This window comes from Micromonospora sp. NPDC007271, assembly GCF_040634005.1.
GTDB lineage: Bacteria > Actinomycetota > Actinomycetes > Mycobacteriales > Micromonosporaceae > Micromonospora.
Genome location: NZ_JBEYER010000047.1, coordinates 1 through 20,362 on the forward strand (window position 1 = coordinate 1; position 20,362 = coordinate 20,362).

At 71.7% G+C, this 20,362-nt stretch carries 17 protein-coding genes; 7 read left to right on the top strand and 10 right to left on the bottom strand.

Annotated features, from left to right (window positions below):
* Positions 1-21: 21 nt before the first annotated feature.
* The 5 genes from ABZ570_RS18170 to ABZ570_RS18190 form a co-directional block, all read right to left on the bottom strand.
* Positions 22-267 carry a hypothetical protein gene (locus ABZ570_RS18170; RefSeq protein WP_358064369.1) on the bottom strand — a complete coding sequence of 82 codons (246 nt, stop codon included), beginning with the start codon at positions 265-267 and terminating at the stop codon, positions 22-24.
* Between the two features lie 84 nt (positions 268-351).
* A complete protein-coding gene (locus ABZ570_RS18175; RefSeq protein WP_358064372.1) occupies positions 352-1,104 on the bottom strand; it encodes a hypothetical protein in 753 nt (250 codons plus the stop codon).
* 16 nt (positions 1,105-1,120) lie between these two features.
* Positions 1,121-2,929 carry a copper resistance protein CopC gene (locus ABZ570_RS18180; protein WP_358064375.1) on the bottom strand — a complete coding sequence of 603 codons (1,809 nt, stop codon included), beginning with the start codon at positions 2,927-2,929 and terminating at the stop codon, positions 1,121-1,123.
* A 5-nt stretch (positions 2,930-2,934) separates the two neighbouring features.
* Positions 2,935-4,098 (bottom strand): branched-chain amino acid ABC transporter substrate-binding protein, encoded by a 1,164-nt coding sequence (locus ABZ570_RS18185; protein ID WP_358064378.1) that lies wholly within the window; start codon positions 4,096-4,098, stop codon positions 2,935-2,937.
* An 84-nt stretch (positions 4,099-4,182) separates the two neighbouring features.
* Positions 4,183-5,661: a hypothetical protein gene (locus tag ABZ570_RS18190; RefSeq protein WP_358064381.1), complete on the bottom strand. Its 1,479-nt coding sequence runs from the start codon at positions 5,659-5,661 to the stop codon at positions 4,183-4,185.
* Between the two features lie 519 nt (positions 5,662-6,180).
* Between ABZ570_RS18190 and ABZ570_RS18195 the strand changes: the two genes are divergently transcribed.
* Positions 6,181-7,014 (top strand): RICIN domain-containing protein, encoded by an 834-nt coding sequence (locus tag ABZ570_RS18195; protein ID WP_358064384.1) that lies wholly within the window; start codon positions 6,181-6,183, stop codon positions 7,012-7,014.
* Between the two features lie 147 nt (positions 7,015-7,161).
* Positions 7,162-7,953 carry a methyltransferase domain-containing protein gene (locus ABZ570_RS18200; RefSeq protein ID WP_358064387.1) on the top strand — a complete coding sequence of 264 codons (792 nt, stop codon included), beginning with the start codon at positions 7,162-7,164 and terminating at the stop codon, positions 7,951-7,953.
* A 27-nt stretch (positions 7,954-7,980) separates the two neighbouring features.
* Here ABZ570_RS18200 and ABZ570_RS18205 read toward each other — a convergent pair whose 3' ends face one another.
* Positions 7,981-9,684 (bottom strand): tetratricopeptide repeat protein, encoded by a 1,704-nt coding sequence (locus ABZ570_RS18205; RefSeq protein WP_358064390.1) that lies wholly within the window; start codon positions 9,682-9,684, stop codon positions 7,981-7,983.
* A gap of 472 nt (positions 9,685-10,156) precedes the next feature.
* Here ABZ570_RS18205 and ABZ570_RS18210 point away from each other — a divergent pair, with 472 nt between their 5' ends.
* Positions 10,157-11,281: a ScyD/ScyE family protein gene (locus ABZ570_RS18210; RefSeq protein WP_358064393.1), complete on the top strand. Its 1,125-nt coding sequence runs from the start codon at positions 10,157-10,159 to the stop codon at positions 11,279-11,281.
* 54 nt (positions 11,282-11,335) lie between these two features.
* Here the strand turns inward: ABZ570_RS18210 and ABZ570_RS18215 are convergent, their stop codons facing one another.
* Positions 11,336-12,961: an MFS transporter gene (locus ABZ570_RS18215; protein ID WP_358064396.1), complete on the bottom strand. Its 1,626-nt coding sequence runs from the start codon at positions 12,959-12,961 to the stop codon at positions 11,336-11,338.
* 56 nt (positions 12,962-13,017) lie between these two features.
* Between ABZ570_RS18215 and ABZ570_RS18220 the strand changes: the two genes are divergently transcribed.
* The 3 genes from ABZ570_RS18220 to ABZ570_RS18230 all read left to right on the top strand — a co-directional run bounded on the left by ABZ570_RS18220 (position 13,018) and on the right by ABZ570_RS18230 (position 14,833).
* Complete coding sequence (locus tag ABZ570_RS18220; RefSeq protein ID WP_358064399.1) at positions 13,018-13,659, top strand: helix-turn-helix domain-containing protein; 642 nt, start codon at positions 13,018-13,020, stop codon at positions 13,657-13,659.
* 139 nt (positions 13,660-13,798) lie between these two features.
* Positions 13,799-14,254 (top strand): GNAT family N-acetyltransferase, encoded by a 456-nt coding sequence (locus ABZ570_RS18225; protein ID WP_358064402.1) that lies wholly within the window; start codon positions 13,799-13,801, stop codon positions 14,252-14,254.
* Positions 14,255-14,272: 18 nt separating this feature from the next.
* Positions 14,273-14,833: a GNAT family N-acetyltransferase gene (locus ABZ570_RS18230; protein ID WP_358064405.1), complete on the top strand. Its 561-nt coding sequence runs from the start codon at positions 14,273-14,275 to the stop codon at positions 14,831-14,833.
* On the opposite strand, the gene ABZ570_RS18235 is transcribed toward ABZ570_RS18230, so the two are convergent.
* The 3 genes from ABZ570_RS18235 to ABZ570_RS18245 form a co-directional block, all read right to left on the bottom strand.
* Complete coding sequence (locus tag ABZ570_RS18235) at positions 14,825-16,018, bottom strand: SMI1/KNR4 family protein (protein ID WP_358064408.1); 1,194 nt, start codon at positions 16,016-16,018, stop codon at positions 14,825-14,827. The genes ABZ570_RS18230 and ABZ570_RS18235 overlap by 9 nt on opposite strands.
* A gap of 43 nt (positions 16,019-16,061) precedes the next feature.
* Positions 16,062-16,718 (bottom strand): DUF998 domain-containing protein, encoded by a 657-nt coding sequence (locus tag ABZ570_RS18240; protein WP_358064411.1) that lies wholly within the window; start codon positions 16,716-16,718, stop codon positions 16,062-16,064.
* A gap of 124 nt (positions 16,719-16,842) precedes the next feature.
* Positions 16,843-17,445, bottom strand: coding sequence for a PadR family transcriptional regulator (locus ABZ570_RS18245; RefSeq protein WP_358064414.1), 603 nt, complete (start codon positions 17,443-17,445; stop codon positions 16,843-16,845).
* Positions 17,446-17,544: 99 nt separating this feature from the next.
* On the opposite strand from ABZ570_RS18245, the gene ABZ570_RS18250 reads away from it, so the two are divergent.
* Complete coding sequence (locus ABZ570_RS18250) at positions 17,545-20,358, top strand: FtsX-like permease family protein (protein ID WP_358064417.1); 2,814 nt, start codon at positions 17,545-17,547, stop codon at positions 20,356-20,358.
* Positions 20,359-20,362 lie beyond the last annotated feature (4 nt).

Below are 20,362 nucleotides of genomic sequence, written 5' to 3' on the forward strand. Positions count from 1 at the left end.
TCTTCTCGCTGCCGTACCTGATCAGCCCGCTGATCGTCGGGTACATCTGGTCGCTTGTGCCGCCTCCTCCGCCCTGGCCTTCGCCGCGTCCAAGCGGGCGGCTGCCCTGGCGGCGTCCTTCGCGGCCGCGTCCGCCTGATTCTGGAGGCTGATCGCCTCGGCCTGGGCCGACCCGACCGTGCCGGGACGGACCGGACCGACCGGGTCCGCGTAGGCCGCGCCGACACTCGAGATCTGCAGCGCGGCCGCCGTCACAAGCGCGGCCATGCCTCTCCGGAGGGCTCTACCCCTCCCCCTTCTTCCACCGGGTATGACTCTCACCCTTCCTCCACTTCCGACAGCTGGTTGGTGCTAGCCCAGGCGGGCCAGCGTGGTCTTCATCAACGCCTTGACCTTTTCGTCGGAGTCGGCGCGCTGGCCCACGGACTTGATCTGCGCGTAGCCGACGTAGACGATGGCGTTCGCCTTGTGCACCACGACGGTGACCAGATCGTCGTAGGTGTCCGGGTTCACCTCCGGGGGCGAGGTGTGCACGAGATGCTGGGCGAACCCTTTCCAGCCGGCTATCTCGATCGGGCGGCTGCCCACCTTGTAGTCGCCGACGACGGACGGCGGCCCACCGAGCACGCTGAACGTTGCCGGGCACTTGGCGGACTCGGCCACGACGGTGTCCATCGTGGTGTCGGCGAGCGAGGCGCTCTGGAAGACCACCGCGCCCTGTGTGACGACCGGAAGTGACGACGGCCCCACGAGCTCTGGTGCGACGATGGATCGCCCGGTCGGATTGCCACCCACCGGTTCGATCGCCGGCTCCACGTCGACCTCGACGTCCTCCGAGCGCTGGATGTAGGGGCAGGTCGGGATGCTGTTCGGGGGCGTGTAGATGACGTGCGAGGAGTGGCCGTTGTCCTTGATCTCGGTCGCGCCGTCGCCCAGGTCGCTGGGTTTGACGAGGCCGAACCGGACGGAGTCCACGGTGTAGGGCGGCTTGGTCAGGGGCTCGGGAGCCCCGCTGGAGCAGCCTGCCAGGACGCCGAGGGCGAGCAGGCCGGCGGCGACCGCGGTCGACCGGCTCCGGGACGCCTCCTGGTCAGCGCCTCGCATGTGTGTCACCAACCTTTCAGCGTGCCGTGAACTGGACGCGCACGGGTGTCTCGTCGAAGTCGGAGACTCGGATGTCCAGCCGCAGCACCCACGCCCCGGGGAACGGGATGGACATCGAGTTCGCCACGTAGTGGCCGGGTTCGGCCGCGGTGACCTTGACGGGCAGCGCTGGGACCTCGCGGTTGGGTGATTCCAGCTCGCCGGTGATCTCGGGCACCGCAATGAGGGAGCCGTCCCGCCCGGTGAGGTAGATGTCGGCCACGTTGCTTCCCGACCTCGCCGGCTCGATCGTCACCTCGACCGAGGCGCCCCGCAGCCCGGTGGCCGCGCCGGCTCGTTCCGCGGCGGCGGCGGGAATGGGGACGGTGGTGTGTACGGGCGGTGCGTAGCTGGTGCGGGCCGGGGCGGTGTTGACCAGGACGGCCGTGATCGACACGACGGCGACCCCGAGCACGACCTCGCCCGCGACCGAGCGGCGCAGCCGGCGCACCGCGGCGGAAGGGGCGGCGTCGAGGCCGAGGGGGTCGCGGCTGCGCCGGCGCACGAACCGCCGCGCTCCGGCGGCGAGACCCACCACGGCCAGGACGGCGGCGAGCTTGCCGAGAAGCAGCCACCCGAAGGCGGTCGCGCCGAGAGCGGCCCACGACCCCACCTGCCGCCAGGCCAGATACGCCCCGGTGGCCGCGATCACCGCGAAGCAGATCTGCGCAAGCCGGGAGAACCTCGGCAGCACCGGCGCCAGGGAGATGACATGGGTGCCATCCCGCCTCCCGGCCGGGATGAGCACGCAGGCCACGAGCGTGATCAGACCGCCCAGCCACAGGGCCATGGCGAGCAGGTGCAGGCTGGCTGCCGGCACGGCCAGCCAGGTCTGCACGCCGGTCTGTGCGTGATCCGCCAACGTCCAGGTCAACGTCAGGGCGACGGCGCCGACCCCGGCGACCGCGGGCAGGATGACCCGGTGGGTGGTGCTGCTGGCCGCTACGACACCGGCCGACCCTGCAGAGGGAGCGGAGGAATGCACGGCGATCCCGAAGGCCACGCCGAGTGCGAGCACGATCACCAGCCGCGCCAGCAGCGCGTGACCCAACCGCGTGGACAGCGCCGCGCCGAGCAGGTCGGGGTCGAACACTCCGGCCAGCGACGTGCCGGCGGCGTTCGGCCCCTGCACGAGCAGGACCACCACGGTGCCGGCGGCCAGCGCGGCGAATCCTGACCACACGATGCGCCGGCCACGGCGGTCGGTGCGGCCGGCGGGCCAGAGTACGGCTACGAACAGCGCGCCACCGAGGGCGACGGCCGCACCGAGAAAGGCCAGGGCGCGGCCGACCGCGTCGACGACCGGGACGGCAGGGTCGGCGTCCTGCCCGGCGGGGGCGGCCAGCGAACTCGGGTGGCCGACACTGAAGCTGAACGCACCCGACACCACGTGCGAATCAGCAGACGTGACCCGCCAGGCCACGACGTAGGTTCCCTCGGCCAGGTCCGTGGGCAGGCTCACCCGTGCCGTGTTGGCTTTGCCGTCCACGTGACCAGGGGTGCCGATCGCCACCTTCTTCGCGGTCACATCGAGCAGCTGAATCGACCGCTCGTTGAAACTCACCGCCTCGCTGAAGCGCAGCCGGACCTCCGCCGGGGGCGAGGCGAACACCGCGCCATCGACCGGCGAGGTCTCCAGGAGGTAGGCGTGCGCGTACGCCGGATGCGTGGTCGCGGCGGACAGGAAGTCCGTGACCAGGCCGCCGGCCGCGAGGAGCGCGACCACCGCCAGCCGGGTGACCAGCCAGGCCCAACGACGGCCGGCGGAGTGTCTACTGGGTGTCATCCGAGCTAATCCGTGCGCAGCTTGCTGGCCAGGGTGAACCTGCCGCCCTTGACCTGGGCGATGACGTAGTTGTCGTACATCAGGGAGTGATCGGCGGCGAAGCGGAGCGTCCCGGTGAACGTGGTGAAGTCTTGGAGCCGCGGGAGGTTGTCGACGACCTTCGAGGGATCCGTGTCCCCCGCCTGGCGCACCGCCTGCGCCAGCGCGCGGAGCGCGTCGTAGGCCTGCATCGCGTCACGGCCCGGGTGCCGTCGATAGCGGTCCGTGAAGCGCTCAGCCCATTCTGCCGCCGTCGGGAGAAGGGTTGGTCCCGCGGCCGTGGTGAGGTAGGCATCTTCGGCCGCCTCGCCCGCCGCCTGCAGAAACTCCGGGCTGTCGGACTCGGAGGAGGCCATGAGATAGCCGGTGTAGCCGGCCTGACGCAGTGCGCGCACCAGCCGTCCACCCGGTTCCGCCGCCCCGGTCCAGTAGACGAAGTCCGCCTTGGCGCCGGTGACGGTCCTGGCGAGGCCGGCGAGATCGGGATCCTTCGCTGCGGCGCTGCGCGTGCTCACCGCCAGGCCGTCGGCCTTGACCCGGTCGGTCACCAGGCCCGACAGCCGCTGCGAGGCCGGCGAGCCGTCACCGAGCACCGCCACGTGCTGCGGGCTTCGGTAGCCCATCCAGTGCACCGCCGCCAGCGCCTCCTGGTAGACCGTGCCCTGCATCGGGAACACCGACGCCGACCCGGCCTCGAGCAGCCGGTCGGCGCGTGCGGAGGAGACCAGGAACGGCGTGCCACCGGCGGCCAGGGCCTTCGCCGCCGCCACCGCCGCGTCCTCACACATCCCGCCGATCACCCCCGCGACGCTCTTGGCGGCCAGCCCCGTCGCCGCCTGCGCGCCGGTCGCCGGCGCGCAGCCGCCGTCCTCGACGGCCAGCCTCACCTGCCGCCCCAGAACCCCGCCGTGTTCGTTGATCTCGGCGGCAGCCATCTGCGCCCCGTCGACGAGATCCCGCCCACGCTCGGCCATGTCCCCGGAAAGCGGGGCCAGCACCCCGAACGTGATCTCGCCCCGCGGCTTCGGGGCTCCCCCGTCGTCGGAGGCAGAGCACCCGGCGAGCAGACCGCTCACCACCAGCGCGGTCGTGCCCAGCGCGACCACGCGCGCGGCACCTCTGCGTCGCATCGTCCACCTCCATGTCCGTCACCACCGAAAGCCGGCCCGGGCGCAGCGGTTGCCACGCTCGGGCCGGTACTTTCACTCAGACGGTTACTTGTCGCACGAGTTCCAGCAGATCTTCTTGTCCGGCTCGCCGGCCAGCTTGCCGTCGAACCGCAGGACGTCGACACCCCGGTTGTAGTCCGCGACGTAGACCAGCCCGTTGTGCCAGTAGACGGCCGACGCCGAACCGCCGGTCACGCCCGGCCCCGCCGGTACGCGGAAGTAGCCGACCTGGGTCGGGTTCCTCGGGTCCGACACGTCGATGAAGCGGGTGCCCTGCCCGTACCACCCCTGCGCCACAATGTTGCCGTTCACCGTGAACCAGTGCGCGGAGCAGCTACCGGTGGTGGCCGACCCCTCCTTGCCCCACGGCGACCAGTGGCTGATCAGTTCCAGCCGGAACGGCTTCTCCGGCGTGGAACGCCAGCCCTCACCGTCGTAGCTGCCCTTCAACGAGGCGATCTTGAACTCGCCCGCCTGGGAGCAGGTCTTGATGTTCTCGTTGGTGATGTAGAGCAGCTCGCCCTTCTCGAAGTCGCCGACCTTCTCCGTGTTGTGGTAGGCGTTGTGGTCGAAGAAGTCGAAGAAGTCGGTGCCCGCCGGGTTGGTGGCAACGACGGTCCCGCCCGCGTACGGCACCGGGTCGTACGCGGTGGCGACGCGCTTGCGCTTCAGCACCGGGTCGTAGTGGTTGCCCTCGGTCCAGTAGCCGCGTACGCCACCCTCACCGGAGACCCAGGCGATGCCGTCCTTGTCGACGTCAACGCTGTGCACGTAGTCGGTGACCCCGTCGTGCCGGCCGAGATCGACCGCCCGGTCGAAGGTGTACGGGTGCTTGATGTCGTGGATGTCGGTCACCCGCACCGGCACGCCGTTCCAGGAGGGGTCCTGGCCGGGCGTTCCGGTGTTGGCCGGACCGACCGACCACAGGTACTTACAGTCGTTGATGCAGGTGGCCGTGTGCCCGGCCGGAATCGGGTGGAAGGGAAGGACTTCCGGCTTCCACGGATTCTTGACATCGACGATGTAGACGCCGGACTGGCCGGTCTTGACGGTGCCGCCGAAGCCGCGCGGGTCCCGGATGAGGAAGACCAGCTTGCGCTTCGGGTCGACGGTCATGTTCTCGCCTTCCCAGAACCGATCCTGGGTGTCCCCCGGCAGGCGCAGCTCGGCCGCCGTGATCTTCGAGACCAGGGCCGGGTGCTCGGGGTCCTTCAGCGACCAGACGGCGAGGCCGCCGGTGCCGTTGGCGAACATGAAGTCGTAGCCGTACTTGTCGTAGTTGATGAAGTTCAGCGCCGAGTAGCCGCTGACTCCCCTGACGTTGTCGATGAACGTGACGTTGCCCGCGACGGCGGTGGTCGGGACGTTGTGGACGTCCTCGAGGGCCGGACCTCCATGGGCGGAATTGTCGGACGGACTGGAGCCTGGCGGCTCGTCGGCGAATGCTGCACCGGCTCCGGACAGCTGCACCACCACAGCCGTTGCCAGCGCGACCGCACCCGCCACGAGGGGTTTCGTCTTCACCACATTCTCCCTTGGCATTCTCCCTCGGCGACCCTCAGCGCAGGTTGGGAACCGCGCGGCCGAAGAGTGCACGTGGCATGACCCTAAATTCGGTACGAGCAGGCCGTCATGGTGCAGATGTCGAGAAGGCCACCGCACGGCTCCGTCAATCGTCGCGATCATGCCAGGCCCCGGCTTCGGCCAGGACGTCGCCACCGAAGTGGTCCGGAAACTCGATCCGTAGTCACTGCATCTAGGTATTTAGATCTATCATAAGTAGCTGCTCGCATTCGGAGTGCGCAGGGGGCCGTAGGAGTCCCGGTGAAGAGCCCTCGTCCTTAGGAGGCAGGTGTGCGATCCGAGCCCGTAAGCAGAAGGTTCCCGCGGTGGCGGGGCGCCGGCCGGATTCGGCCGGCGCGAGTGTTGGCCGCGGCGCTGGCCGCCGTGTTGATGGTTCCGCTCGGCGCGGCGTCGGCCTCGGCCGGCGGAACCGCCGGTACCGCCGGACAGGTGCCGGCATCGCTGAACGCGGGAGCTGGTGTGCCCACGGACACGATGACCGCGACGGCCTCCGCCGCCGCCACGGTCTGCGCCAAGGTGGCCGCCAAGGCCGGCTTCTCGTACACCGCGAACGTCAGCACCTCCGCGGGCAACGTCCGGCAGATCGTGGTCGCCGTGGCGGTCGCCATGGCCGAGTCAGGCTGCAACCCGTCGGCGACGGGCCAGAACCCGGGCTCGATCGACCGGGGCCTGTGGCAGATCAACAACTACTGGCACCCCGAGGTCAGTGACGCCTGCGCCTACCAGGTGCAGTGCAACGCCAACGCGGCGTGGAACATCTCCAACCACGGCAGCAACTGGTCCCCGTGGTCGACGTACAACAACGGGGCCTGGCGGAACTACCTGGACACGGCGCGCAGCGCCATTTCCGGGTTCTCGTTCCAGCTGAAGAACCGGGGCGCCGGTACCTGCCTGGACGCCATCTCGTCGGACGTGCGCAACGGCGGCCGGATCGCCCAGTGGCCCTGCAACAGCAGCGACACCTACCAGCAGTGGCGCGTGGTGGTCGGGGCGAACAACTACAACCCGGTGCTCCAGAACGTCGGAGCCGGCACGTGCCTGGACGCCATCTCGTCCGACGTACGCAACGGCGGCCGGATCGCCCAGTGGGCCTGCGACACCACAGGCGATTCCTACCAGCGGTGGTGGTTCTCGGGCAGCGGGCAGCTCAACACCAACGGCGACGCCAACGCCGGACTGCACAACGTCGGTTCCGGGACCTGCCTGGACGCCGACGCGTCGACCGTCGGCCAGAACGGCAACATCATCCAGTGGGCCTGCTCCGGCAGCGACCTCTTCCAGCTGTGGAACTGACCGCGTAACGACGGGCCCCGCGGGCTTGAACCGACCGGGGCATCCAGCCGTCGAACCTGTCCACCAGCGCCACGCTCCGCTGCTCGGGCAAGCCACCCCGGCGCGGCCGAGATGGGCGCGGCCATCAGCGGTTGAGATGATGCGATCGTGGCTGACGATGGCGGTTACCTGCTCGACAATCAGCAGGCGGAGGCGGGTGTCCGCTTTGACGCCCTGGCGACGCTGTTCAACCCGTCCACCTTTCGACACATCGACGCGCTCGGCGTCGCACCCGGCTGGCGATGCTGGGAGGTCGGCGCGGGAGGCCCGAGCGTGCCGTCCTGGCTCGCCGAGCGCGTCGGACCGACGGGGCACGTGCTCGCCACCGACCTCGACGTCTCGTGGATGGCCCCGGACGCCGACTACGAGGTCCGCTGCCACGACGTCGGCGCCGATCCACCGCCGGGGGATGGATTCGACCTGGTGCACGCGCGCCTGGTCCTCGTACACGTTCCGCAGCGCGCCGCGGCGCTCGCCGCCATGGTCTCGGCGCTACGGCCCGGCGGCTGGTTGCTGCTGGAGGAGGCCGACCCGATGATGCAGCCGCTGGTCTGCCCGGACGAGTCAGGTCCGGCCCAGCGGCTGGCCAACAAACTCAAGCGGGACTTCCGTACGCTGATGGCCCAGCGGGGCGTCGACCTGTCCTACGGGCGCACGCTACCGCGGTTGCTGCGCGAGGCGGGACTGGTCGACGTCGAAGCCGACGCCTTCTTCCCGGTCGGCGGTCCCGCCTGCGCCCTGCTGGAACAGGCCACCGTGCGGCAGATCCGCGACCGGCTGATCGCTGCCGGCTTGGCCACGGACGAGGAGATCGACCAGCATCTGAACAACATCGCGACCGGGCTCCTCGACCTCGCCACCTCGCCCATGATCTCGGCTTGGGGCCGGAGACCCGCCTGAACCGCTCGGCTGCAGGCCGCCGGGCGGTCAGCGGGCCATGGCGCGGCGGCAGCGGGAAAGTTCGGCACGCAGGTCGCGGCGCAGCGCCCGGTCGAGGCCGGGCTGGGCGAGCGCGGCGGTGAAGTCGCGGGCCGCCTCGTCCCACCGTCCCAGCCGCATCAGCGCCGTACCCCGGTTGTAGCGGGGCACGGGCGCCGCGGACAGCGCCACCGCCCGATCCAGATCCGCCACGGCGGCGGCCACGTCCCCGCGGTCGAACCGCACGGCGGCCCGGTTCGTCCACGCCTCGACCAGCCCCGGCTCGCCGGCCAGGGCACGGGTGAGCAGCTCGTCGGCCTCGGCGAGGCTGCCGCGCTCCGAGCGGATCAGCCCGAGGGTGCACAGCAACGCTGGCTCCTGCGGGGCGAGCGCCAGCCCGGCCCGCGCGCTCGCCTCGGCCGCGTCCAGACCGCCGCGTTCCACGTGCAGGTTGACCAGGGCGATCCGGGCGTCGAGGTGCCCCGGGTCGATGGCGAGCACCCGATCCAGGTCCGCACGCGCCCGTTCGAGGCGGCCCCGCTCCTGCTGGAGCACGGCCCGGTTGTAGTACGCCTCCGGCAGGTGCGGACCCAGCCGGATCGCGCTGCCGTAGTCCCTGATCGCGGCCGTCGAACGGCCGGCCGCCCGATGCAGAGCGGCGCGGTCCACGTAGTACTCGCAGTTGTCCGGATCGTGGGCGATCACGGTGTCGAGGTCGGCCAGGGCCTGCGCCGGGTCCCCCAGGGCCAGGTGCACCTGCGCCCGGTTGTGGCGTAGCCGGGCCAGGTCCTGCGGGCGCTCGCCGGGAGCGAGCACCGCCGACAGCCGGGCCAGCCCGTCGTCGATCAGTCGCAGGGCGCGGCCCGGCTCGCCCGCCCGGCTGTCCAGCAGCGCCAGGCCCTGCTCGTAGAAGACGGTGGACAGCACCCGCTGCCGCGGGTCGTCCAGCTTGGCGGCGAGGTGGAGCGCCCGTGCCAGCCAGTGCCGCGCCTGCGCCGGGTCCTGGTCGGCCGCCGGCAGGTGCCGGGTGTACAGCATGGCGGTGGCGTACGCGGCCGACATGGTGATCTTCGGGTCGTCGGTGGCCGCCCGCGCCTCGTGGTAGAGGTCGAGCGCTTCGGTGGCGCGGTCCAGCGCCGCCAGGGCGGTGGCCAGGCCGGTGGTGAACGCCCACCAGTGCCGCAGGTCGCCGTCCGGGGTCACGGCGGCCCGCCCGCGCCGGGCGGTACGGGCCGCGTGGTGGTAGAAGCCGCGGGCGAGGCTGTCGCCCAGGGCGATCCGGATCGTCTCCGGCGTGGGGTCGGCCGCCGCCGGCTCGCGGCTGCCTCCGCCGCGCAGGTCCAGCCGCAGCGGGGACGGCCCGAGTCGCCGGGCCAGGGTGTTCAGCAGCTCGCGGGTGGTCTCGTCGGCGTCGTCGACGTGGTCGAAGCGCACGGTGACCGGGCGCCGCAGCGAACCCGCCCAGGCCGCCACGAACTCCGCCGCGCCGTAGGCCAGGTACGCGGTACGCCGGGCGGGATGGAAGCGGATCGGCTCCTCCTCGGCGGCCCGCCGGGCGGCAGGGGCGAGCCGGGGTGCGATGGCGTACAACTCGACCCTGTGCCGGGACGCGAGGCGGGGACGGTCGGTGGCGATCCGAGCGAGGAAGGACGCGACCCCGGCGTACGGTCCGTGGTCGCGGTGGCAGTCGTAGCGGCCGAGGTCGCCCGTCACGGGCGGGTCGATCGCCGCAGGGGCGGGCGCCCGGGGGCGCCCGCCGTGCCGGCTGCTACCAGCACCACTCGATCCAGAGCCGCCGGGCACCGGACAGCAGGCGTAGCGTGCTCTGGCGGCGGATGGTCATCTTCCTCACGGGCACCTCCGTTGTGATCGCGTCGGAACTGACCCGAGCATAATCTCGATCAATCGAAATATGTAGTGGTCTCGCGTTCGCCTCGGTGCGGCGGAGGCCGGCGCGGGAGGGCGGGTTAGGCCGGAGCGTGCTTTAGCCTGGCTGGTTCTGGCGCTTCGGCTCACCTGCACAGCCCTGAGCCGAGCCCGACCGGCCTGCGAATCCGGCGAACCCGGCGGTCCCCCCGCCCACCGGCAGGCCTGGCAGCGCCCGGGCGCGGAACCGGAACCGGATGGCGGCGTCGACCGTTAGAGCCCATGCCAGGGTCGGCAGGGAAGCCAGGAGGAGAGACGAATGGTGAGACTCGCACGGTCCGCCAGCGCTGTGGTCGCGGTCGCCGGGCTCGTCATCGCGTCGGCACCCGCCGCGGCGACGGCGGCCGCAGGCAAGCCCGGCGCCGACGGCCTGACGGTCGTCGCCACCGGGCTCGACAATCCCCGGGGGTTGGCGGTCACGCCCCGGGGTGTGGTGCTCGTGGCCGAGGCCGGCAGAGGCGGCCAGGGGCCGTGCATCGTCGGCGGCCAGGACCAGACCTTCTGCCTCGGCGCCACGGGCGCGATCACCGCGATCCAGGGGCACGACCAGAAGCGGGTCGTCACCGGGCTCCCGTCGCTGGGCACCACGAACCAGTCCGAGGTGCTCGGCCCGCACGACATCGCGCTGACCGCCGCCGGGCCACTCGTCACGATCGGCCTGGGCACGGACCCGGCGCGTCGGGCTCAGCTGGGTCCCGCCGGGGTGCTCATCGGCCAGACCGTGCGGCTCGGGCCCGCGGGCGCCCGAGCCTTCGCCGACCTGGCCGGATACGAGGCGGCGAACAACCCGGACGGCGACCAGCCCGGCAGCGGGCCGGACAGCAATCCGTACGGCCTGCTGCCGTACCGGGACGGCGCCGTGGTGACCGACGCCGGCGGCAACGACCTGCTGCGGCTCGACCGTCACGGCCGCATCTCCACACTCGCCGTCTTCCCGACGACACCCGCTCCGAACCCGTTCGGCGGGCCGGACCTGCCGATGCAGTTCGTGCCCACCACCGTGGCGACCGGCCCGGACGGCGCGTTCTACGTCGGCCAGCTGACCGGATTCCCGTTCCCCGTCGGCGGGGCGAAGGTGTGGCGCGTGGTGCCGGGTCAGGCACCCACCGTCGCCGCCGACGGGTTCACCAACATCGCCGACATCGCCTTCGACCGTAAGGGCCGGCTGCTGGTCCTCGAGATCTTCGCCAGCGGCCTGCTCAGCGGCGACCCGACGGGCGCCTTGATCCGGGTCGAACGCGACGGCTCGCGCACCGAACTCGCCCGGTCCGGCCTCGTCACGCCCACCGGCGTCGCAGTCGCCGGCGACGGCACGATCTACCTCGCCAACAAGGGCACGCTGGTGGGCCACGGCGAGGTGCTGCGGCTGCGGGTGCGTGACTAGAGCGTGGTGGCGGGCCAGTCGCCCATGATGATGATCTGGCCGTGAATTTCGGGATCATTTCGGTTGCTGGGTGGGCAGGTCGAGACCGGCGCGGTCGCCTGCGCGACGCGCCAGGTCGACCTCGCCGGCCGCGTCGCCGGGTACCGGTGGCTCTCCGGCCGACGACGCCGGGTGGTCGGGCAGCAGCCGGAGCACCGCCAGCGCGGCAAGCCCGGAGACCACGGCAGCAAGGAGGCAGCCGGCCCGGAGACCGTCGTAGAAGGCGGCGCTGGCGACAGCGGCCAGGGTGACGGCCTGATCGGTGTGCCCGGCCGCCGCCAACTCGGCGGCGGTGGCCAGCGCCGCGCCGACCGAGTCACGGGCCGCGCCGACGGCCGACGGGGGGACCGCCCCGCCGAGTCCGGCCAGTCCGTGGTGGTACAGCGACGCGAAGACGCTGCCGATGACCGCTACGCCGAGCGTGCCGCCGACCTGCCGGGTGGCGTCGTTGACCGCCGAGCCGATGCCGGCCTTGGCCGCCGGGACCACACCCATGATGGCCTCGGTGGCCGGGGCGCTGGTGAGCCCGAGTCCGCCGCCGAGCAGCACCATCTGCACGGCGATCTCCGGGTAGCCGGTGGTGGTGCTCAGCGTGGAGATCCAGGCGTAGGCGACGGCGAGCAGGAGAAGACCTCCGGCCACCACCCGGCGCGTGCCGATCCGTACGGCCAGCCTGGTGCCGAGCACCGAGCCGCCCGCGATGGACACCGCCACCGGCGTCAACCGCAGCCCCGTCTCGAACGCCGAGTAGGCCCGGAGAAACTGGAAGTACTGGGTGACGAGGAAGATGAAGCCGAACAGGTTGAAGAAGGCGATCGTCACCGCGCCGCTGGCCGCACTGAACCGCAGGTTGGTGAAGAGCCGTACGTCGATCATCGGGTGGGCCACCCGCCGTTCCCGGACGATGAGGGCGGTGGCGAGGAGTGCCGCCAGCAGCCAGCCGGCCAGCGAGCGTGGAGAGGTCCAGCCCTGGTCCGGTGCCTCGATGATGGTCCATACCAGCGCGCCGATCGCCAGGCTGGACAACCCGAGACCGGGGACGTCGAGCGGCGGGGTGGCCGGGTCGCGGGACGTGGGCAGCGTGGCGGCCGCCAGTGCGGCGGCGAGCGCCGCCGGCGGGGCCATGGCGAGGAAGACGCTGCCCCACCAGTAGTGGGTCAGCAGCCAGCCACCCACGATCGGGCCGAACGCCACGCCGAGCCCGGTGACTCCGCCCCAGATGCCGATGGCGACGGCCCGCGGGCCGCGCTCGGTGAAGACGTTGGTGAGGATCGACAGGGTGGTCGGATAGATCATGGCCGCGCCGACGCCCATGACCGCGCGTACCGCGATCAGTTGGGCCGGCGTGTCGACCAGTGCCCCGGCCGTGGTGGCGAGCGCGAACAGCACCAGGCCGGCGACCAGCATGCCGCGCCGGCCGAAGCGGTCGCCCAGGCTGCCGAAGGCCAGCACCAAGGCGGCGAACGCCAGGTTGTAGGCGTCGACGATCCACTGCAGTTCGCGGGTGTCGGTGCGCAGGTCACGGACGAACGCCGGCAGCGCCACGTTCACGATCGTGGTGTCCACGTTGATGGTGAACACGGCCAGGCAGAGCAGCGCCAGCAGGAACCACGGCGATCGCCGTGACGAAGGATCAGCCATAGAAAAGAAACTAAAGCGTCTACTTGAAAAAATAAAGCAGATGCTAGGATTGTTCCATGCGCTCGTACGGCCAGTTCTGTCCCGTCGCCCGCGCCGTGGACGTGCTCGGCGACCGGTGGACGATGCTGATCCTGCGCGAGCTGCTCATCCGGGACAGCCGCTACTCCGACCTCCGCGACGCCCTGCCCGGCATCGCCACCAACCTGCTCGCCGAGCGGCTTCGACAGCTGGAGAGCGACGGACTGGTCGAGCGGGTCGGGCTGCCCCGTCCGGCGTCGGCGGCCGCCTACCGGCTCACGGATCGCGGCCGCGCGGTGGAACCGGTCATCCACGCGCTCGCACAGTGGGGCGCGCCGCTGCTGTCCCCGGGGCAGGGGGACGACGCCTTCCGCAGCCACTGGCTGCGGTTGGCCGCGCCGTTGCTCCTGGACGGCACCGACCTGGCACAGTTGGAAGGGCTGACCGTCCTGGTGCGCACCGGCGACGCGCCCGTGCTCTTCGTGGTGGAGGCCGGCCGGCTGGACGTACGACCGGCACCGTCGCCCTGCTCGGCGGAGGTGGAGATGAGCGGCGAGCCGTCGGCGCTGCTCGACTTCCTCAGAACGGGTGGCGGTCCCGGGGTGACGGTGACCGGCGCGGCGGAGGCGGTCAGGGCCTGGCGTGACGTCCTCGCCCGGTCCCGCACCCCGGCAGGCTAGGGTCTGTTGCGAAAGTCGCTGGTCACGGGCCCTTCGACCGTGTTTCCATGCCCCAGTGACGAGCGAGAGCGGGTCCGGGGCGGGCGTACCCCCGAGGGTCCGACAGCGGACTGACCGCGACCTCGGTGACTGTGTGCGGGTGCTGACAGAGGTCCATGAGCACGACGGCTATCCGGTGAACTGGCCCGACCTCCCGGGGGCATGGCTCACGCCGCCATCGCACATCGCCTCGTGGGTGGCGGAGCTGGACGGTCGCGTTGCCGGACATATCGGCCTGGCCCGGAGCGACGTGGAAGACGCGGCACCTGGGCTGTGGAGCGCTCGTGCAGGGGTGAGCATCGACGCGACCGCCGTGGTCAACCGGCTGTTCGTCGCCCCGTGGGCCCGCGGCCACGGGATCGGTGTGTTGCTGATGGCGCAGGCTGTCGCAGAAGCACGGGATCGCGGCTTGCATCCGGTGCTCGACGTGGTGGCTTCTGACACCGCGGCGGCAGCCTGGTACGAGCGGCTCGGCTGGCAACTGCTGGCCACCGTTGAACAGCAGTGGAGTGCGGAGCAGAAGGTGGCCGTCCGGTGTTATGCGGCGGCAACCTGACACTGGGAGGTTGCGGGCATGAGCGACCCGATTTCAGTACGAGAAGCGACCCTGGTCGACCTGGACGGCATCATCGACGTACACACCCAGGCACGCGTGGCGTATTACGGAGCCGGCGGGCTGGCTCCCGAGGCAATCGTGAATCCCACGTCGGCGCAGGAACAACGGACCGGATGGACGGCGGCGATCGAATCACCGCACAAGAGGGTTCTCTGTGCCGTCTCCGGCGGTTGCGTCGCTGGCATCGCCGCGATGGGTCGTCCGCTGTCGCCGAAGGCGGACGCCAGCAAGACCGGCCAGTTGTATCAAATTCACGTCATCCCCAGCAGGTGGGGCGAAGGCATCGGCAGCATCTTGCATGCAGCCTTCGTGCGATACCTGGACGAGGCTTCGCTACCTGTCGGCATGCTCGAGGTCTGGGAACGGAACAGGCGCGCGAGAGAGTTCTACGCCCGACGTGGCTGGAAGCCCGACGGAGAATTCCGGGCAGGTCCAGACAACTCCAGGTACATCGGTTTGCGGCTTGAGCCCACGGCTCATTCCGCATCGGCGCGTGGTTCGCAGCGGAGGTCAGCGTAGTGCGCGCAGCTGGCGGGTGCGGAGCGGCAGTTGGCGTGCCCACAGGGCGTTCAGCACTCCCAGCCAGCCCTGTCGTTCGTCGAGGATGGTGATGCCCGCGTCGATGATGCGGACGTGGGCGGACGGTCGGCCCCGATTGAGGGGCTCGACCAGATCGCAAAGGTGCACACCGAGTTGCTCGACCTGGTCGGCGAGCGTGGCGAGCCCGCCAGCGGCGTAGCGATCAAGGGTGTTCGGGTCCATTGCGTCCGCGTTGTCGTAGCGGATGTTGGCGGCGGCTCGCTCCGCGGAAGCCATGAGCTCACGGTGCAGCGTCCAGTCCCGCGCGGCCCACGCTGCGGCCCGCCGCTGTTCGCGGCCGACCGGGTCGTCAGCGAGCACCGCCTCGGTGGCGGCGATGAGCAGTTCGGTGTTGCGCGCAACGTGCGCGGCGATCCACTCGGCCGACCATGAGCCGGCCGTTGGTGGACCAAAGCCGGCCGACCGTACCTCGGCTACGAAGGCGGCATACTGCTGGCGCAGTCTCGCAACGTTCACCGGTGCGCTGCCGCCGCCGGACCAGCGACTTCTGTCGCTGTCCCACGACATCGCACCGTCGTCGTCGACCCAGATCCGGCTTCCAGAAACGGGGCTGTCCTGTGTCAGTGCGTCGGCAACCTCGGCGAGCATCGCCGCCACACTGCTCCAGCATGCGGTGTCACTGGCGCCGTCGTCGCGGAGGAACTGTCGCACGCAGCCGTGGGCTGGACCCGGCCGCAGGTCGACGAAGAGATCGTTGCCACCGCCGTCGCCGGCAATCGGCAACCAGCGCGGCAGCCAGGCGCCTTTGCAGGGTGAGCCCGCTGGCGCCCGATTCTCCTGCGCTACGTATGCGGCGAACTGGTCCGCGGACGCCTGTTCCATCACCCCGTTCCAGGCCGTCATCCACACATCGCGACTGTCCAGGGCTCTCCGAATCGAGTATGGCGAGTAGAAGGGCGGCAGCAGGGCGCCCTTGCCGGCCTGCCCGTCCGCCCGCCGCCACCAGGCGACCAGATCGTTCGGCAGAGCCGTGCCCACGCGCTGTGCGACGTCGCGAATGTCGTCCTCGGCTGCCGGTGGCCGGATCAGGGCCAACTCGAGCGGGGCATGCCGGCCCAGCCAGCCCACGATGATGTTCCACGACTCGGCTACGGCAGGCGACATGGGTCGATCATGGCAAACTCGCCGTGAACCTGGTCGCCCGCGCCTAGCGCCGGTGGCCGGGTTCTGGCCGCCGTGCTCTGCGCAGGAGCCACACCGCCAGCACGACCGCCCAGGCGAGCAGCGGAAAGACGGCCACCCGCTCCATGCCGCCGACCCCGAGGCCGAGGTCGACCTGCGCGACGAACAGGCCCGTGCCGGCCAGGCCGATCAGACCCAGCGCGAGGCTCACCGGACGCACCGGGCGCAGGACCGGTGACCGGCGGGCCAGCGACGCCACGATCATCCCGGCATTACCCAGGACGAAGATCAGCCCCGCACCGAGGACATGGTTGTTCTCGTGCACGTCCGCCGGGTAGGCCCCGGCCAGGACGTACCCGGCCGCAGCCGCGAGCGTCAGCAGGCGCGCGGCTGTCGTGGCCACGCCGCGGCCGAGCGCCGACCAGGTGAGCAGCACCCCGAGCGCGAGCAGCACACCCGTGAGGACCGTGGCCGCGTTCATCGCCCCGTGCCACGGCGAGCAGACCGGGCGTGGCCGACTGGTGCCCCAGCTGCCGCAGGTCACGTTGCCCAGGTCGCTGATGTTGTTGGTGGCCCAGCTGAACCGAGGATGCCGCCAGGCCAGGCCGGTGATCACGTTCGCGGCCAGGAACAGGGGTGCGGCGAGCAGCCAGCTGTAGGAGCCGAGGCGATGGATACGCATACGTCCAGTCCAGCGCCCCGGGCCGGTCCGCGCACGGGGATCGGCCGGCCATTGCCGGGTCGGGCCAGGCATGGTGCTGGCGGTGCTCACCTGTCTGCGTACGTCGCCCCGGGTCCTGAGCCGGTCAGCTGGCGGCGCGGGCCGGGCCGGGGGCGTCGTGCGTCGTCGTCCCGGCGGTGTGGGCGGCCAGCTCGGCGAGCGTGGCGCCACCGTCGGCGAGCAGGGCCGACTCGGCGTCGTCGACGAAGGCGAGGTCAGCCTCGACGTGCCGGCTGGCGGCTGAGAGCAGCAGCCGGACCACCGGGTCGTCGGCCGCGCGCCGCAGCGCGTCGAGGTTGCGCAGCTCCCGCATGAGGTGGCCGCGCTGGTTGCCCAGCACCGTCCGGACCGTCTCCGCCGCCCCCGAGCGGGCCGCGGCGGTGACCTTGAGGAAGAAGTCGTCCCGGAAACCGCCGCTGCGGGGGCTCGGCTCGGCGAGCCAGCGGTCCAGCTCGGCGCGGCCGGCCGGAGTGATCTCGTAGACGACCCGGTCGGGTTTGACCGGCTGGGCCTGCCGCTCGGCGACCACCAGCTCGTCGCGGGAGAGGCGGTCGAGGATCTGGTAGAGGTGACCGATGTTGAGCGGCCCCCACTGTGGGCCGACGGCCGCCTCGAAGGCGCTCTTCAGCTCGTAGCCGTAGCTGGGGCCGTGGGCGAGCAGGGCGAGAACCGCGTGCTGGATCGCCACCGTCTCCTCCAATCCGGTCCGGGCACCTCCGGCCCGTACGGGTCTTGCATTGTCACAATGTATCGCGCAGAGTGTCCTCAGCACACGGGGAGGCGCAACATGCTCAACTTCGTCTGGCGACAGCTGCGCGGCCGTGCGGGACGGTCGGTGGCGCTGCTGGCCGGCGTACTGGTGGCCACCACCGGTTTCGTCGTCCTGACCGGCGCCACCACCACCTCCCGCCTGGCGGTGACCGGCACCGTCGAACGGACCACCCGGGCCGCGTACGACATCCTGGTCCGTCCCAAGGGGACACGCACGCCCCCGGAGGCCGAGCGCGGGCTGGTCCGCCCCAACTACCTCTCCGGCCTCTACGGTGGCATCACCACCGCCCAGTACGACCAGGTCAAGGCGGTCGCTGGGGTCGAGGTGGCCGCCCCCATCGCCATGCTCGGCTACTCCACCTCTGCCGTGCCGACCCCGCTGGACCTGACCGACGCAGTGGACCGGTCGCTGACCCACCAGGTGATCCGGGTCGACCCGACCTTCGTCGCCGAACGGGACCTCTCCGCCGCGCCGGGCAAGGCCCGCTACGTGTACGTCACGAAGAACCCGATCATCTACCCCCGCCTCACGGTGGACAGCCGATCGGCCCAGTACTCCGACGGCCGCTCCTATCCCTACGACCTCCCGTGCGGCCCCGTCCCACGGGAGGTGCTGCCGGACGGGCGGTCACTGCCCGTGTGCCACCCGGCATTCGCGCTGACCGGGGAACGGGGGACCTACTCGGAACGCGCGGACTGGTCGGTTGACGTCGTCCGGCTGCGGCCCGACGGCCGCTTCGAAATCGCACCCGGCGTCCCGAGGGGCGGCTACCAAAGCACGACCACGTCGGACCGGCTCGTGATGGCGTACGACATGACCGTGCCGTTTCTGCTGGCCGCCGTGGACCCGGCCGCTGAGCATAGCCTCGTCGGCCTCTCCGACGCGGTGACCGCGGGCCGAGCCCTCCGCGACGACGACACCGTCACCGAGACCCGAGACGGCTACGTCAACCGGGAACTGCCGGTCCTGCTCACCGCCCGCCCCTTCATCGACGAGGCACTGACCGCCCGACTGACCCGGCTACCGGGCGTCAGCCCCGCCGGGGTGCCCGCGCTGGACCTGGAGAAGACCCTCGGCGCACCCGCCGGCATCCCGGCAGGCGAGCGCCGGTCCAGCGTGGCGGAGGGCCACCGAGCCACGCTCTCCGCCGGGCTCACCGACACCGGATGCTGCGTCGGCCAACTGCAGCGCGTGGTGCAGTCCGGTGACGTGCGGTACGAAAGGTCGCCCGACGCCAGCCTGCGCGCCGCCGCCCAGCCACCGGTCGCGCCCCACGTGTACGGGGCTCACGGCACGAACAACCCGCTGCCCCGCCCCTGGCTGGCCGACGACCGCGGCTCACGTACCGGACAACCGCTGGCCCTGCGGATAGATCCGAACGCGAACCGGCGCTGGCGGGCGGTGGGCGTGTTCGACCCGGAGAAGCTGACCGGGTTCAGCGACCTGGGCAAGGTGCCCCTGGAGACGTACGAGCCGCCGGTGGCGGCGGGCGCCGACGCGCGCAGCCGCGCCGCGCTGGGCGGGCAGCCGCTGGAGCCGAGCGGCAACCCCGCCGGCTACCTCTCGGCTCCGCCGCTGCTGCTGACCAACCTGGCCAGCGTGCCGAAGCTGCTGGAAGGCGGCACCAGCCCACAGCGCACCGCCCCGATCAGCGCGATCCGGGTACGGGTCGCCGACGTGGACGGTTACAGCAAACGCTCGGCCGAGCGGGTCCGGCTGATCGCCGAGCGGATCGCCCAGGCGACCGGCCTGGACGTCGACATCACCCTCGGCTCGTCGCCGGCACCGCAGACCGTGGAACTGCCGGCCGGCTCGTTCGGCCGCCCCGAGCTGCGGCTGACCGAGAACTGGTCCGCGCTCGGGGTCGCCTCCACGATCACCAAGGCCGTGGACCGCAAGAGCGCCGCGCTCTTCGTGCTGGTGCTGGTGGTCTGCGTGCTGTTCCTCGGCAACGCGGTCTCCGCCGCCGTCCGGGACCGCCGCCCCGAACTGGCGGTGCTCGCCTGCCTCGGCTGGCCGGCCCGCCGGATCGCGGCGCTGATCCTCGGCGAGGTGGCCGCGCTGGGGCTGGCCGCCGGGCTGCTCGCGATTGGACTGGCGTTCCCCCTGGGCGCCGCGCTGGGCATCGGCGTCGACTGGCGGCAGGCGCTGCTCGCCGTACCGGTGGCCCTGCTGCTGGCGCTGGTCGCGGGCCTGGCGCCAGCGCTGCGGGCCGCACGCGCCCACCCGGCCGCCGCGCTGCGCCCGCCGGTGGCCACCGCCCGATGGGTACGCCGGCCGCGCACCCTGCCCGGCCTGGCCCTGGTGAATCTGGTCCGCACCCCTGGCCGCACCCTGCTCGGCGCGGGCGCACTGGCCATCGGGGTGGCCGCGCTGACCCTGGTCGCCGCCGCCGCGTACGCCTTCCGGGGTGCGATCGTGGGCAGTCTGCTCGGCGACACCGTGTCGCTGAGCGTGCGCGGCGCGGACGCCCTGGCGGCCGTGGCGACCGTGCTGCTCGGCGCGGCAGCGGTCGCCGACGTGCTCTACCTCAACATCCGCGACCGGGCCGCCGAACTGTCGACGCTGCGCGCGACCGGCTGGACCGACGCCGCGCTGGGCCGCCTGATCGGATACGAGGGCCTGCTCCTCGGCACGCTCGGCGCGCTCACCGGCGCGGGCCTGGGCCTGGCCGGGGCGGCCTGGCTGGTCGGTGAGCTGCCGGCGGCGCTGGTGCTGGTGGCAGCGACCGTCGCGCTGGCCGGGGTGCTGGTCACCTGCCTGGCCGCGCTCGTGCCGGCCGCGCTGCTGCGCCGCCTCCCCACCGCTCGACTTCTGGCAGAGGAGTGATCAT

Bases quoted from the DNA above. Each gene is read 5' to 3' on its own strand.
- ABZ570_RS18170 (WP_358064369.1), bottom strand. From the start codon at position 267: ATGGCCGCGCTTGTGACGGCGGCCGCGCTGCAGATCTCGAGTGTCGGC.
- ABZ570_RS18175 (WP_358064372.1), bottom strand. From the start codon at position 1,104: ATGCGAGGCGCTGACCAGGAGGCGTCCCGGAGCCGGTCGACCGCGGTC.
- ABZ570_RS18180 (WP_358064375.1), bottom strand. From the start codon at position 2,929: ATGACACCCAGTAGACACTCCGCCGGCCGTCGTTGGGCCTGGCTGGTC.
- ABZ570_RS18185 (WP_358064378.1), bottom strand. From the start codon at position 4,098: ATGCGACGCAGAGGTGCCGCGCGCGTGGTCGCGCTGGGCACGACCGCG.
- ABZ570_RS18210 (WP_358064393.1), top strand. From the start codon at position 10,157: ATGGTGAGACTCGCACGGTCCGCCAGCGCTGTGGTCGCGGTCGCCGGG.
- ABZ570_RS18215 (WP_358064396.1), bottom strand. From the start codon at position 12,961: ATGGCTGATCCTTCGTCACGGCGATCGCCGTGGTTCCTGCTGGCGCTG.
- ABZ570_RS18220 (WP_358064399.1), top strand. From the start codon at position 13,018: ATGCGCTCGTACGGCCAGTTCTGTCCCGTCGCCCGCGCCGTGGACGTG.
- ABZ570_RS18230 (WP_358064405.1), top strand. From the start codon at position 14,273: ATGAGCGACCCGATTTCAGTACGAGAAGCGACCCTGGTCGACCTGGAC.
- ABZ570_RS18235 (WP_358064408.1), bottom strand. From the start codon at position 16,018: ATGTCGCCTGCCGTAGCCGAGTCGTGGAACATCATCGTGGGCTGGCTG.
- ABZ570_RS18240 (WP_358064411.1), bottom strand. From the start codon at position 16,718: ATGCGTATCCATCGCCTCGGCTCCTACAGCTGGCTGCTCGCCGCACCC.
- ABZ570_RS18250 (WP_358064417.1), top strand. From the start codon at position 17,545: ATGCTCAACTTCGTCTGGCGACAGCTGCGCGGCCGTGCGGGACGGTCG.